Source organism: Collinsella sp. TM04-29 (genome assembly GCF_003466565.1).
GTDB lineage: Bacteria > Actinomycetota > Coriobacteriia > Coriobacteriales > Coriobacteriaceae > Collinsella.
In genome coordinates this window covers 186,139-199,462 of the sequence record NZ_QSPW01000003.1, presented here as the reverse complement: position 1 = coordinate 199,462, position 13,324 = coordinate 186,139, and the positions used below count along the sequence as shown (strand labels likewise).

10 protein-coding genes are annotated in these 13,324 nt (G+C 61.4%); all 10 read right to left on the bottom strand.

What is annotated here, in order from left to right; translation table 11 throughout:
• Positions 1-46: 46 nt before the first annotated feature.
• The gene (gene gatB, locus DXD39_RS07640) at positions 47-1,723 is read right to left on the bottom strand and encodes an Asp-tRNA(Asn)/Glu-tRNA(Gln) amidotransferase subunit GatB (RefSeq protein ID WP_117803681.1); all 1,677 of its coding nucleotides are present in this window, start codon (positions 1,721-1,723) and stop codon (positions 47-49) included.
• Entirely contained in the window at positions 1,723-3,237 is a 1,515-nt protein-coding gene (gene gatA, locus DXD39_RS07635) for an Asp-tRNA(Asn)/Glu-tRNA(Gln) amidotransferase subunit GatA (RefSeq protein ID WP_117803680.1), read from the bottom strand. Before gatA ends, gatB begins: the two co-directional genes overlap by 1 nt.
• Positions 3,237-3,548, bottom strand: a complete 312-nt coding sequence (gatC, locus tag DXD39_RS07630) for an Asp-tRNA(Asn)/Glu-tRNA(Gln) amidotransferase subunit GatC (RefSeq protein ID WP_117803679.1) — start codon at positions 3,546-3,548, stop codon at positions 3,237-3,239. Before gatC ends, gatA begins: the two co-directional genes overlap by 1 nt.
• A 268-nt stretch (positions 3,549-3,816) precedes the next feature.
• Positions 3,817-5,103 (bottom strand): MFS transporter, encoded by a 1,287-nt coding sequence (locus DXD39_RS07625; protein WP_158565482.1) that lies wholly within the window; start codon positions 5,101-5,103, stop codon positions 3,817-3,819.
• Between the two features lie 236 nt (positions 5,104-5,339).
• Complete coding sequence (locus DXD39_RS07620) at positions 5,340-6,788, bottom strand: glycoside hydrolase family 1 protein (protein ID WP_117803677.1); 1,449 nt, start codon at positions 6,786-6,788, stop codon at positions 5,340-5,342.
• A 561-nt stretch (positions 6,789-7,349) separates the two neighbouring features.
• Positions 7,350-8,789 (bottom strand): PTS transporter subunit EIIC, encoded by a 1,440-nt coding sequence (locus tag DXD39_RS07615; protein WP_117803676.1) that lies wholly within the window; start codon positions 8,787-8,789, stop codon positions 7,350-7,352.
• A gap of 118 nt (positions 8,790-8,907) precedes the next feature.
• A complete protein-coding gene (locus DXD39_RS07610) occupies positions 8,908-9,753 on the bottom strand; it encodes a PRD domain-containing protein (RefSeq protein ID WP_117803675.1) in 846 nt (281 codons plus the stop codon).
• Positions 9,754-10,001: 248 nt separating this feature from the next.
• On the bottom strand, positions 10,002-10,586 hold the full coding sequence (locus DXD39_RS07605) for a histidine phosphatase family protein (RefSeq protein WP_117803674.1): 585 nt from the start codon (positions 10,584-10,586) through the stop codon (positions 10,002-10,004).
• A 171-nt stretch (positions 10,587-10,757) separates the two neighbouring features.
• Positions 10,758-12,062 carry a molybdopterin-guanine dinucleotide biosynthesis protein B gene (gene mobB, locus DXD39_RS10385; RefSeq protein ID WP_117803673.1) on the bottom strand — a complete coding sequence of 435 codons (1,305 nt, stop codon included), beginning with the start codon at positions 12,060-12,062 and terminating at the stop codon, positions 10,758-10,760.
• 4 nt (positions 12,063-12,066) lie between these two features.
• Positions 12,067-13,122: a GTP 3',8-cyclase MoaA gene (gene moaA / locus DXD39_RS07595; RefSeq protein WP_233541143.1), complete on the bottom strand. Its 1,056-nt coding sequence runs from the start codon at positions 13,120-13,122 to the stop codon at positions 12,067-12,069.
• Positions 13,123-13,324: the final 202 nt, after the last annotated feature.

The window sequence follows — 13,324 nt, the reverse complement described above, 5'->3', positions numbered from 1 at the left end:
AAATTTTGAGGAAGCACCCGCCCTGCCGGGGCTCCCGGGTTCCCGTTTACGAGAGCGACGTTCTCAGCAACTCGTTGAAGAGCTTCGGGTTGCCCTTGCCGCGGCTCGCCTTCATGCACTGGCCCACCAAAAAGCCGATGACCTTCTGGTTGCCGTCACGATACTGCTGTGCCTGATCGGCACAGTTAGCCAGTACCTCGTCCACGATCGGCTGCAGCGCGCCGGCATCGCTCACCTGACGCATACCGCGCTCGTCGACGATCTTGTTGGGGTCGTCGCCGGTCTGGGCCATGGCCTCAAAGACCTCGTGAGCCTGGTTGGAGCTGATGGCATCGGTCGCCAGCAGCTTGCCGAGTGCCGCCACCTGAGCCGGCGCGATGCCGGACTCAGCCAGCGAGACGCCCGCGCCCTTAAGGTAGGCGATCATCTCGTTCACCAGCAGGTTTGCAACCGTCTGGGCCTCCTTGCCGGCCATACCGGCAGCGGCGGCCTCAAAGAACTCGGCAAACTCCGGGTCGCCGGCAATCTGCTCGGCATCGGCCGCCTTAATGCCAAAGTCAGTCTCAAAACGAGCGCGCTTGGCATCGGGCAGCTCGGGGATCTCGCCTCGGCAGCGGTCGATGAACTCGTCGTCCAGATCGAACGGCGCCAGGTCGGGATCGGGGAACAGGCGATAGTCGTCGGCCGTCTCCTTCACACGCATGACCACGGTGCGCTTGCGGCTGGGCTCCCAGTGGCGGGTCTCCTGATAGATGATGCCGCCCTCCTCGAGCACCTCGGCCTGGCGGCAGATCTCGTAGGCAAGGCCGTCATGCAGGCTCTTAAACGAGTTGAGGTTCTTGAGCTCGGTCTTGGTGCCCAACTTGGTCTCGCCGCGGCGGCGCAGCGACACATTGCCGTCGCAGCGCATGGAGCCCTTCTCCATGGAGCAGTCCGAAATGCCCAGCGTCACAAAAATACGACGGAGCTTCTCCATAAACAGGCGAGCCTCCTCGGGCGTGCGCAGGTCGGGCTCGGTGACGAGCTCGATGAGCGGCGTGCCGCAGCGGTTGTAGTCGACAAGCGACTCTGCCGCGGCGGTAATGCGGCCCTCGGCGCCGCCCACGTGGACCATCTTGGCGGCATCCTCCTCCATGTGGATACGCAGGATGCGGATGGGCACCGTGTAGGAACCGTCCTTGCGACGCTCGGGCATCTGCAGGTTGGACGCGTCATAGCTGGCCAGATGGCCGGCACGCTGATTGCCCTCGCGCATGGTCGACGTCATGGACGTGGACAGGCCCTCGGCGTTGGCCGAGGCGCTTGCCAGGCTCTGGGCCTCGGCCTCGCCAAACGCGCAATCGGGGCGCTCGGCGGCACCGCGACCGGTCACGTCCAGGTCCAGGTGACCGTACATGGCAAAGGCGACCGGACCCTGCGTGGTCTGGAAGTTCTTGGCCATATCGGGATAGAAGTAGTGCTTGCGGTAGAACATCGAGTGGCGCTGAATCTCGCAGTTGGTGGCGAGACCGGCCTTGACGATGCTCTCGATGGCGCGCTTGTTGGGCACCGGTAGGGCGCCGGGCAGGCCCAGGCACACCGGGCACACGTTGGCGTTGGGCTCGTCATCATGACTGAGCTTGCAGTTGCAGAACATCTTGGTATCGAGTGCGGTGAGCTCGGTATGGATCTCCAGGCCGATCACGGCCTCCCAATCCTGCAGGACCTCGGAAAGCTCCTTCATTACAGCTCGCCTCCCTTCCCGGCAAAATCGGGCGCGACGGAAAGCGCAGGCGCACCCGTGGCGGTATCGGCAAAGCCGCACTCCAGGGCGCGGGCAAACGTGAGCAGCTGACGGTCCTTAAAGGCCGGACCAACCAGCTGGGCAGAAACGGGCAGCTTGCTGTCCTCGCCCAGGCCCAGCGGCACCGAGATACCGCCGTTGCCGCAAATGTTGAGCGAGATGGTGTACAGGTCGGAGAGGTACATCTGCGTGGGGTCGCTAATCTCGCCAAACTTAAAGGCCGTGCGAGGCGAGGTGGGCATGAGGATGGTGTCCACCTTGGCATACGCGGCGTCGTAGTCCTGCGTGATGAGCGTGCGGGCCTTTTGCGCGGCGTAGTAGTACTTGTCGTACACGCCCGAGCTCAGCAGGTAGGCGCCGAGCATCTGACGGCGCTTGGCCTCGGCGCCAAAGCCGTGGGCGCGCGACAGCGAGCTCTGGTCGGACAGGTTGGCGCAGCCCTCCTCCTGATAGCCGTAGCGAATGCCGTCGAAACGGGCCAAGTTGGAGAATGCCTCGGACGGACCGATGACGTAGTAGGCGGCGATGGCGGCATCCAGGTGCGGCAGGTCGACCTCGACCAGCTCGGCGCCCTGGTTCTGCAGCTCCTGGGCGGCGCGCTGAACAGCGGCCTTGACCTCGGGCGTCAGGCCCTCGGCCTCCATAAACGCGGGGATGATGCCCACGCGTTTGCCCTCGATGCTGTCGTTGAGATGCTCGGTAAAGTCGACGGCGCAATCCTGGCTGGTGCAGTCGTACGGATCGTGGCCCGCACCGGTGAGCGCGTTCATGGCCAGCGCGACATCCTCGACCGTGCGGCCAAAGGGGCCCACCTGGTCGAGCGACGAGCCAAAGGCCACCACGCCGTAGCGGCTCACGGCGCCATACGTGGGCTTAAAGCCCACCACGCCGCAGAGGCTCGCCGGCTGGCGAATGGAGCCGCCGGTGTCCGAGCCCAGCGAGAGCGCGACCTCGCCCGCGGCGACGGCGGCAGCGGAGCCGCCCGAGGAGCCGCCGGGCACGCGCCCGGTATCCCAGGGGTTGTTGGTGCGGTGGAACGCCGAGCTCTCGGTGGAGCTGCCAAAGGCAAACTCGTCCATGTTGGCCTTGCCCATGGGCAGGCAGCCGGCGTCGAGCATGCGCTGGACGCAGGTGGCGGTGTAGACGCTCTGGTAGTTCTCGAGCATGCGGGAAGCGCAGGTGGTGCGCGTGCCCACGAGGTTCATGTTGTCCTTGATGGCCAGCGGCACGCCCGCGAGCGGGGGCAGCGGCTTACCTGCGGCATGGTCGGCATCCACACGCGCAGCGGCCTCGAGCGCGAGCTCGGGCGCCACCTGCAGGAATGCCTGGACCCCGCCCTCGCGCGCCTCGATGGCGGCAAGGGAGGCCTGGGCCACCTCAGTAGCGGAAAAGCCGCCGGCGGCAACGCCCGCGGCGATCTGGGCGGCAGTAAGGGAATCGAAGCTTAGCGCCATTACTCGCTCTCCCCCTCTCCCAAAATGGACGGCACGCGGAAGTAGCGGTCGCGCGCGCTGCCAGCGTTTTTAAGCGCGACGTCGAGCGGCAGATCGCGCTCGGGCTCGCGCAGGTCATCGCCCATCACGTTGGACAGGCTTCCGATGGGATGGAACGTGGGCTCCACGTCGGGCAAGTCATATTGCAAGACGGGCTCGAGCATCTGGACGGCATCGTTCATGTAGGACGTCATCTGGGCGAGCTCGTCATCGGTCAGTGCGATCTTTGCGTACTCGGCGATGCCGCGCACGTCTTTCTCGCTGAGTGCCATAGGCGCTCCCTTCCGCATAACAGTTAAACCGCTCTAGTATACAGGGCAACGCCGGCTTGGAGCAGGCGCTTTACCCAAATGCAGCGAAAACGTAACGAGGGCGGCGGGCTGGCAGGCAACGGGCTGACGGTTATACAGCGAAACCGCACCGTCCATAGCGAAAACCGTCCCGTCCACAACGCAAACCGCGCCGCCCACAACGAAGACCATCACAACATTCGATGTTTTTCGCCAAAATCGAGATTTTCATCGAATGTTGTGATGGTTTTTACTGCCGTGAGGAACGATCAAAATGTCGGCGGCCAAACAGCAGTAACGCCGCGGGAACAGCTGTCACAACCACGCCCGCCCCTACGAGCGTCTGCTGCACGCCAAACGTCGCCGCCAGCCACGGGGCAATCGCCAGCGGGGCCACGCCGGCGAACATGTTGCCGAAGCCCATGACCGAGTTCACGCGACCAAGCTGTTCGAGCGGTGCCGTCGTTTGCACAATGGTGTTGTGGAGCGGGTTGACGACGCCCCAAGCTACGCCCAGTACAATCTGGCCGACAAGGGCTACGCCCACGTACGGTGTCCCCACATAGAGCAAGCTTCCCAGGCCCACGGACAGAAGCGCCACAAGCAGCGTCTTAAGGTTGACCAGGTGCGGCGGCAAGCGGAGCGCGACCACGGCGCCCAGCACCGCGCCCACGCCGCAGGCAGACGAGAGCCAGCCCATCCACTCGACACCGACATGCAGAACATCACGGTAGAAGAATGACTCCAGTGGATCGAAGGCGCCATAGCCAAAGTTCGAAAGGAAAATAATGCAGAACAGCAGGGCGAGGACGCTGTTGGTAAAGACCGTCTTGATGCTGGTCGAGAAGGTTGCACGGGTGGATGTGTTGAGGTCGGGACATTGGCTGGTATTGTCCGATGTGGTGTCACCGATCGCGGGTTTGCCTTCGTGCGCGGTGGCCAGACCCGTCCGCGGCCTAAAGCCCCAACCGGCGGCGAGCGCCAGTACGGTAAAGAGCATCATGAGCAAAAACACCGCACGCGACGACGCAGCCGCCGCGACAAAGCCGCCCAGCGTGGGGCCAACGACGATACTCACGTTTGAGAACATGGCGATGGCAGAGTTGATGTCTTTGAGCTCGACAGGATCGTCGGTGATATACGCCGGATAGGACGTGGCGATGGGCTGGGCAAACCCCATCACAAAGCCCAGGAGCACCGCGCCGGCAAGGACTGTTCCGGTCGCGCTTCCAAAGGCGAGGATTGCCGCGCCGGTTGCCAACGTGCCGACGATACTCGCCCGGAAATGCCGGCACGGACCCCAAGCGTCAAGCGCCGCTCCACCCGCAAAGGACCCCAGGATCACGAAGACGTTCATAAACAGGACGGCCAGCGATGTCGCGCCGACCGAGGCATCGTCCGCATAGGTGAGCGTTCCGATGACGCCGATAAAGTAGCTGGTCTGAAAACCGGTGTAGATGAGAAAGCGCATCGCCACCAGGCGCTTGGCCTGCACGGACAGTGATGATTGAGGCTTTGAAAAAAGAGATGCGAGCATGGAGACTCCTTGTTTCATACGAATACGGGCGGTGGGCATTCGCCACCGTCTGTCAAATCAATCTATCCGCATGAAAAATTAAGGACGCATCAGGACCCTTCTCTCCGTTTTTCGCTCAGTATGAACTACTTGGTAGATTGTAAGGCATGTCACAAGAATCTACCAAAGCAAAGACCACCACAAAGGTCCCTGGCCCCTCTGTGGTGGTTGCGACGTTTACGCTGGTTGAGGCTTGGCTATACCAGGTCGGCGCCGTTGGACTCGATGACCTTCTTGTACCAGAAGAAGCTGTCCTTGCGGCTGCGGGCGAGTGTACCGTTACCGTCGTTGTCCTTGTCGACGTAGATAAAGCCGTAGCGCTTCTTCATCTCGCCGGTCGAGGCACTCACCAAATCGATGCAGCCCCACATGGTGTAGCCCATCAGGTCCACGCCGTCCTCGATGGCAATCTCCATCTGCTTGATATGCTCGCGCAGGTAATCGATACGGTAGCCGTCGTGAATCGAACCGTCCGCCTCGACCTCGTCCACCGCGCCCAGGCCGTTCTCGACAATCATCAGCGGCACCTGGTAGCGGTCGTAGACCTCCTCCAGGTAGTAACGCAGGCCCTCGGGGTCGATTGCCCAACCCCAATCGCTCTTCTTGAGATACTCGTTGCCGGCGCCACCAAAGATGTTGCCCTGCTCCAGCAGCACCGGGTCGGCCGTGGCGGTGGCGCTCATGTAGTAGCTAAAGCTGTAGAAGTCGACCTTGCCGCCGGCCAGCGTGGCGGCATCCTCGGGTGAAACCTCCACGTGCACGCCTTCGCGGCGCCACACGCTGGGCGCCCATGAGGGATACGCACCGCGCACCTGCACGTCGCCGCAGTAGAAGTTCATCTCGCGCTGCTGCTTTTGCGCCGCCAGGACGTCAGCTGGATTGCACGTATGCGGGTAGCAGGCGTTGCCGGCGATCATGCAGCCGATCTTGTTCTGGGGATCGATCTGATGACCCATGGTGACGCACTTGGCGCTTGCCAGGAACTGATGGTGCAGAGCGTCGAAGCGCGCCTGCGGATCGTCCCAGTCGCAGTTGCCAAAGGCCATGGGCGTGTCAGTTGCCTCGGGCACCATACCGCCGCCCATCACGCCGCCAAAGCCGCCCATGAGCAGGCAATTGATCTCGTTAAAGGTGAGCCAGTAGAGCACCAGGCCCTTGTACTCGATCATGACAGTGCGGGCGTAGTTGAGATAGAAATCGATGAGCTTGGGGTTCTTCCAGCCGCCGTAGTTTTTGGACAGGCCATAGGGCAGCTCGTAGTGGCTGAGGGTGACCATGGGCTCGATGCCCTGCTCCTGACAGGCCTGGAACACGCGACGGTAGAACTCGATGCCGGCCTGGTTGGGCTCGGCCTCATCGCCGTTGGGGAAGATGCGGCTCCAGTTGATGGACATGCGGTAGCACTTAAAGCCCATCTCGCCAAAAAGCTTGATATCGTCGAGGTAGTGATGGTACATGTCCACGGCCTCGTGGCTGGGATAGTGGTACTGGGGCAGAATGCCGTCGGTAATGTGGCGCGGCTCGGAGACCGTGCCGCCGGTCATGATGTCGGGAACACTGAGGCCCTTGCCGTCCTCGTTGTATCCGCCTTCGCACTGATTGGCGGCAGTGGCGCCGCCCCACAGAAATCCATCGGGAAAAGCCATGTTGGCTCCTTTCGTACATGTTGGGAGGGTTCCACGGACGCTGGGGCGGCGTCCGCGGGGTAATTTGCGCCCCGCCTGGGGTCCGCACAAGGACCGCCGCCACGAAACCTGCCTATCTACTACGTTTTGCCGCGAACCCCCGACCACGCCGCAATTGGCAAAAATAAAACCGCAGGTAGATGGCTTGACGGTTCTCGGAAAACCACCGTGTGGTTGGCCCTTGCCGCATAAACGTAGTAGATGGGCCGGTTTCGTGGCGAGGCATGTACTGAATGCCCCGCGCGAGGCCCGTTCGATCAAAACCATGTCGGTTTACTACGATGGATCGATAGCTTTCGAGCACACCGGAAATTGCAAAACTAAAACCGCAGGTAGGAGGCTTGACCATTTCCGAAAAATCACAGTGCGGTCGGCCCCTGTAGATTCATCGTAGTAAACCGGCATAGTCTTGATTTGGGCAGTTGCCCAAACGGGCGCATGCGCAGACCGTCTCGCCCATTTGGAAAAAGCCGGCGGGGCGCTCCCCCCCGCCGGCTTGGTACCGAGTCTTTGTCGTTTGGGCTACTTGGCAGCCTCGGGCTTGTAGGTGACAAACTCGATTGCGAAGCCCACGACGGCACCCACGAGCGAAGCAACGATAGCCCAGATCATGTGGTTGATGCCGTTAACACCGGAGGGGTCGATGAAGGACAGCCAGTTGAAGACGCCCAGACCACCGGACATGTACACCACGGCGCCGGAGATACCGATGATGAGGCCGCCCACGGCAGAACCGATGCTGGCGTTGATGAAGGCCTTCTTATCGGGCAGGGCGACACCGTAGATAGCGGGCTCAGTGACACCAAAGAAGAAGGCGGAGATTATGGCCGGCAGCGCGATGCCGCGGAACTTCTCGTCCTTGTTCTTGAGATACATGGCAAAGAGCACGGCGCCCAGCGAGAAGGAGTGGGCGATAACGGAGCCCAGGATGTAGTCGTGGCCCAGAGTGGACAGGTTGACCAGCGCGATAGGCACGAGCGACCAGTGGAAGCCAAAGATGACCAGGCACATCCAGAAGGCACCGACGAGGGTGCAGCCCAGGAGGGAGCCGATCACGGGCAGGCCAAACAGCAGTGCGAAGAACTCACCGAGCAGGTTGGTGATGAGCGTGGCGATGGGGCCAATGACCAGGTAGCCAAGGGTGACGGTGACGGTGACGACGATCAGCGGGGTGAAGAACATCTTCATAGAAGCGGGCATCCACTTCTTAACCCAGTGCTCGAGGGTAGAACCGAACCAGATCATGAGAAGGATGGGGATAACGGAGCTGGTGTAACCCGAGGTAGGCATGATGAGCGGCAGGCCCAGGAACGTGGTGTACCAAGAGAAGGTGCCGGCAAAGCCGAGCTGCACGGAACCGACAACCTCGCCCGAGGTCAGGGCAACCATGGTGGGATAGACCAGGGCAAAGGCGATGGCCATGCCGTTGAACTCGCTCATCTTGAACTTCTTGGCCGCAGTAAAGCCAAGCACCACGGGCAGGAAGTAGAACATGCCGTCAGCGACGGTATAGAGCAGCGTGTAGGCGCCGTCGTTGGCAAAGCTCGGGACCAGGAAGGTAGCGAGCGCCAGCAGGCCCTTCATGATACCGGCAGCGGCGAAGGTGCCGAGCATGGGGGCGAAGATGCCCGAGATAAGGTCGATGATCACATCGGTTACGCCCTTGGGAGCGGCATCGTCGTCATCGGCGTTGACGGCGCCGCCGTCGCTAAAACCGCCGGCCTTGAGAACGGCGTCGAAGACGTCCTCGACGATGTTGCCCACAACAACCTGGTACTGGCCGTTGGCGTGCATGACCTTGATGACGTTGGGCAGCTCGGAGATTGCCTCGTCATTGGCCTTCGACTCGTCCTTGAGCTTAAAACGGACACGGGTAATGCAGTGTGCGACGCATTTGACGTTGGACTTACCGCCAACCAGCTCTACGATCTGGGCAGCAAGATCGTCGTATTTACCCGCCATGATCTGTCCTCTCTTTTCCAAATTTCGACAAAAATATCCCCTACCGCGAGCCGGTACCTTGCCCGCAGTTAGAAACCAAAAAGAATTGTTGCGATTGCCGCCAGACTGGCGGCTTTACTCACTCGGTCTGCGAAGCCGATCGCAGACGGTCGATATGCATCATCAGATACAGAAGCTCCTCGTCCGAGCAGCTCTGCCTGAACTCTTTCTCGAACACGCGGTTGATGGCGTATGCGCACTGGTAGGCCTCGGGAAAATCGCGGGCGGCCTGCATAAACAGCGAGGAGTTCTCGGTCTGCGTGCACTTGCCCTTGCAGAGGCGACGAACCAAAAAACGCAGGTGCGCAAGAAAGCGAATATAGCTATACGACGCCGTGTCGAGCGAGCAGCCAAGCTGCTTTTCCACGGAATGAGTCACCTCGTCGAGCACGCGGGTGCTCTTCATGATGAAGTCCATGTCCTTGGCGCGGCCCATGCCGTCGACCTCGGCGTTAACGATATGGAGCGCGATGCTCGTGGCCTCGTTCTGACCCAGCTTGACGCCGGTGTGCTTTTGCACGATAGCGAGCGCGGCCTGGCCGATCTCGAGTTCGCGCGGGTAGATGAAGGCCACCTCGTGCTCGAGCGGGTTGGGAGCGCTGAGCTGGTCGTCGTCGCGCTGGACGGCAAACTGCAGGTAATCTGCCAGAATAAAGGGCAGGCCACCGGAAAGCTTACAGCCAAGCTGCTGCGACGCGAAGCAGGCAATGTCGCTCGCGGCGAGCAGGACGTCGTCGGGAAGGGTGCCCACCATATCCTGCAGGCTTTCGGGAACGTTATAGAATTTGCGCTGGATGAGGGACTCATCGGCAAGTTTGTACGGCATCTCGTGAAAACCGATGCCCTTGCCAAAGACAACAACCTCTCGACCGTCATCGCTGGCGGCAAGAGCAACGTTATTGTTGATCTTCTTTAAAATGAGCATGAAAAAACTCCTCGGACATCGGCGCTAGACGACGGGGCGATATTCCTCGTCTTCTATTATGCGCAAGTGATGCCTCCCGAGGAGTAACAAACTTGTGAACACGTGGGCGATTGTAGGATGAAACTTGCATGCGGCGTAAGCCCCATTGGCGCGAAAGTCCTCCGAACGGTAGGAAATCGCCTGTAAACGGCAAAACCATCACAAAGGGGCCTGGCCCCTTTGTGATGGTTTTGGCTGATGTCCTGATGCTACTCGCGCGGGGTGCCGTAGGGGTTGTACAGATCTGCGAAAGCGAATGTGCTGGTGGCGGGATTAAAGTCGAGTTCGAGCACACAGCAGTTGCCAATGCGGTTCTTCATCTTGAGCGGCTCCACGCCCACGCCGCGCATAACCTGAGCCGCTGCGGCGCCATGACTCAAGCACAACACGCTCTCATGTCCAGGGCGCTGCACGAGCTCGGTGATGGTCGCCATGATGCGCTCGCGAAACTCGTCTTCGCCCTCGCCGTCATACTGCTTGTAAAAATCGCCGTACGGCAGGCGCGGATTCAAATCCTCGCTCGCACCCTCAAACTTGCCAAAGTTCCACTCCTTAAGGCCCTTGACGCGCTCGTAAGGCTGATCAGGAAACGCAAGCTCAAGCGTGTCGCACGCACGCTCGGACGTGGAACTGTACGCATGGTCGAACGCAAGGCCACGCTCTCGCAGGGTCGCGCCGACAGTTTTAGCCTGCTCGATTCCCAGCTCAGTGAGCGGCGAGTCACACCAGCCCTGCTTGCGACGAAGCAAGTTAAAGAGCGTTTGGCCGTGACGCATAAAGTACAGTTTTGGCATGAGACCTCCGTAATCGCAATCGTTTGTCAGCGATTATTACACCTTGAGGTAGGTTTAAGTCAAAGCCTCTTTGGCCAAAACCGCCACAAAGGTGCCTGGCCCCTTTGTGGCGGAAATGACGTTTGCCCAGATAAAACCTGCCAAAATAAACCTGTCCCTTTTTGGCAGGTTTTAGGCCAGATGATCTTGGATAAGGTCGCAGATGGCTCGGGCGTCGTTGATGTTGATGGCTCGGGTCGCAAAGCCGGCATCGAATGCCTGGCGTGCCAGGGCCTCGTTGCAGGCAAGGGCTAGCGTGCGGCCGTCGACCAGGTCGAGCGAGCTCTTGCCGCGCAGACGGTCGACACCGGAGCGCGCGACCACGATGTTGTCGAAGCCCTCGGTCTTGTAGCCCTCGATGATCACCACGTCGACATCGTTGTAACGCGACAGCAGCTCGCGCGCGGGCATCTCGTCCTCCTCGCGCGTGTCGGCGTACTCCGCCCAGCGCGTGGCGCAGATGAGGCCCACGTGTTTGGATCCGGCCTGGTGATGGCGCCAGGTGTCCTTAGCGGGCACGTCGATATCAAAGCCGTGGTGCCCGTGATGCTTGAGCGAACCCACGCGCAGGCCGCGACGGGTGAGCTCGGCGATAACCTTCTCGACGAGCGTGGTCTTGCCCGAGTTTTGGTAGCCGATAAACGCGATCGCGGGGACGGCCGGGGCGGGAGCTATGGGTGCGACCGAAGCAGGCGCGCTTGAGGGCGCGCTGCCGTCGACGCCCGCAGCCTCAACAGCAGCGGCCTGACGCTCTGCGCGATCCCACACGCCCGAGCGGCCGCCCTCCTTGTGCAGCAGGCGCACGTCGACGATCTCCATGCCGCGGTCGACGGCCTTGCACATGTCATAGATCGTTAGGCACGCGGCGCTCGCGCCGGTCAATGCCTCCATCTCAATGCCGGTTTTGCCCGTCACACCAGCCGTGACCAGCACGTGAAAGCCAACCTGTCCGTCCGCGCGCGCCGGCGCCCAGCCCTCGGGCACGCCCTCGGCCGGCGTCCGCGCCGCAGCGATGGGCGCGATGTCGCACTTGCTCTTGGTAATGAGCAGCGGATGGCACATGGGAATGATATCGCTCGTGCGTTTGATGGCCATGATGCCCGCCACGCGCGCGCAGGCAAGCACGTCGCCCTTTTTGGCGCGGTCCTGCAGCACCATAGCCTGCGTCTCGGGGTGCATGAGGATGGTGCCCTCGGCGATGGCAATGCGATGGGTCTCGGCCTTGTCGGACACGTCGACCATACGCACCTCGCCCTTGGCGTCCACGTGCGTCAGCTCGTCGCGACGGGCATCGCGGGCGGGCTCGGAGACAGCGCTGACAGTTGGCTGCGCGGACGCGTCGGTGTTGCCAGCATTCGCCGCAGCCGGGGCTTTATGGGCAGACATCGCGGCCCTGCGAGCGGCCTTGGTGGCATCGGCGTACCTGCTCTTGGCCATATGATCATCCTCCGATTTGGGACATAAATCGTTGCGTGCCCTCAATTATCGCGTGTTCCTGCGGTTTGTGGGCGACGGCATCGCGCCAAATCGAAAGTACCTGCATATCATCACCACGGCGCAGGGCGTCGCGCACCGAATACTCGGCATCGCTGAACAGGCACGGACGCACGTTGCCATCGGCCGTCAGGCGCAGACGGTTGCAATTCGCACAAAAATGATTGGACATGGCGCTGATAAAGCCGACCGTTCCCGCCGCGCCCGGAAAGCGCCAATAGCGCGCAGGACCCGCGCCGGCAGGAGCGTCGTTGATGTCGAGTGGCTCGAGCTCGCCCAGACCCACCGCGGCGGCCCCGGCATTGATGCGCGCCCGTAGCTCGTCGCTCGGCACGGTATCGCTCGCGTCCCACAGCTCGGGATTGAGCGCGGGTGCATGCGGGTCCACAGCGCAATGCGAGCTCGTGCGCTCGTCGCCGATGGGCATGTATTCGATAAAGCGCAGGTGGATGGGGCGGTCGACGGTCAGTCGTGCGAGGGCCGCCACGTCTTGGTTGAGTCGGCGCACAACAACGCAGTTGACCTTAACGGGCTCAAAGCCCCAAGCCAGCGCTGCGTCGATGCCAGCCATGGTCTGTTCGAGCCGACCCAGGCGCGTGATCTTTCCAAAGAGCGCAGAATCGAGCGTGTCGAGCGAAATGTTAACGCGGTTAAGCCCCGCGTCTTTGAGCTGCGGCGCCAGCTTGGGCAGCAGGGCGCCATTGGTGGTGAGCGAGATGTCCTCGATCTGCGGAATCGCGCGGATGTCGCGAATGAGCGGAATGATGCGGCGGCTGACCAGCGGCTCGCCACCCGTCAGACGCACGCGGCGAATGCCCTCCCCCGCTACCAAGCGCACAAAGCGGGCGATTTCCTCGGCGCTGAGCAGCTCGTCGTGCGCGCGGGGTGCCACGCCATCGGCCGGCATGCAGTAAATGCAGCGGAAATTGCACTTGTCGGTAACGGCAATGCGCAGGTAGTTGATATCGCGGCCAAAGCCGTCATGTTGCACGTGCCCGTCCACGCAGCCCTCCCCTCACGCGGCGTTTTATTCTTCGGAAAACATAATACCCCACGCGAGAATCATGCCGACACCCGTACGACAGGACAGGTCGCTTCGAGCAAAACGGACTTTCCAAGCCCATCCTCAGCATACAAACCATCACAACATTCGATGCTTTTCCCGTTTTCGGCAAAAACCGTCGAATGTTGTGATGGTTTGCCTG

Bases quoted from the DNA above. Each gene is read 5' to 3' on its own strand.
- mobB (WP_117803673.1), bottom strand. From the start codon at position 12,062: ATGGCCAAGAGCAGGTACGCCGATGCCACCAAGGCCGCTCGCAGGGCC.
- gatC (WP_117803679.1), bottom strand. From the start codon at position 3,548: ATGGCACTCAGCGAGAAAGACGTGCGCGGCATCGCCGAGTACGCAAAG.
- DXD39_RS07625 (WP_158565482.1), bottom strand. From the start codon at position 5,103: ATGCTCGCATCTCTTTTTTCAAAGCCTCAATCATCACTGTCCGTGCAG.
- DXD39_RS07605 (WP_117803674.1), bottom strand. From the start codon at position 10,586: ATGCCAAAACTGTACTTTATGCGTCACGGCCAAACGCTCTTTAACTTG.
- gatB (WP_117803681.1), bottom strand. From the start codon at position 1,723: ATGAAGGAGCTTTCCGAGGTCCTGCAGGATTGGGAGGCCGTGATCGGC.
- DXD39_RS07615 (WP_117803676.1), bottom strand. From the start codon at position 8,789: ATGGCGGGTAAATACGACGATCTTGCTGCCCAGATCGTAGAGCTGGTT.
- DXD39_RS07620 (WP_117803677.1), bottom strand. From the start codon at position 6,788: ATGGCTTTTCCCGATGGATTTCTGTGGGGCGGCGCCACTGCCGCCAAT.
- gatA (WP_117803680.1), bottom strand. From the start codon at position 3,237: ATGGCGCTAAGCTTCGATTCCCTTACTGCCGCCCAGATCGCCGCGGGC.
- DXD39_RS07610 (WP_117803675.1), bottom strand. From the start codon at position 9,753: ATGCTCATTTTAAAGAAGATCAACAATAACGTTGCTCTTGCCGCCAGC.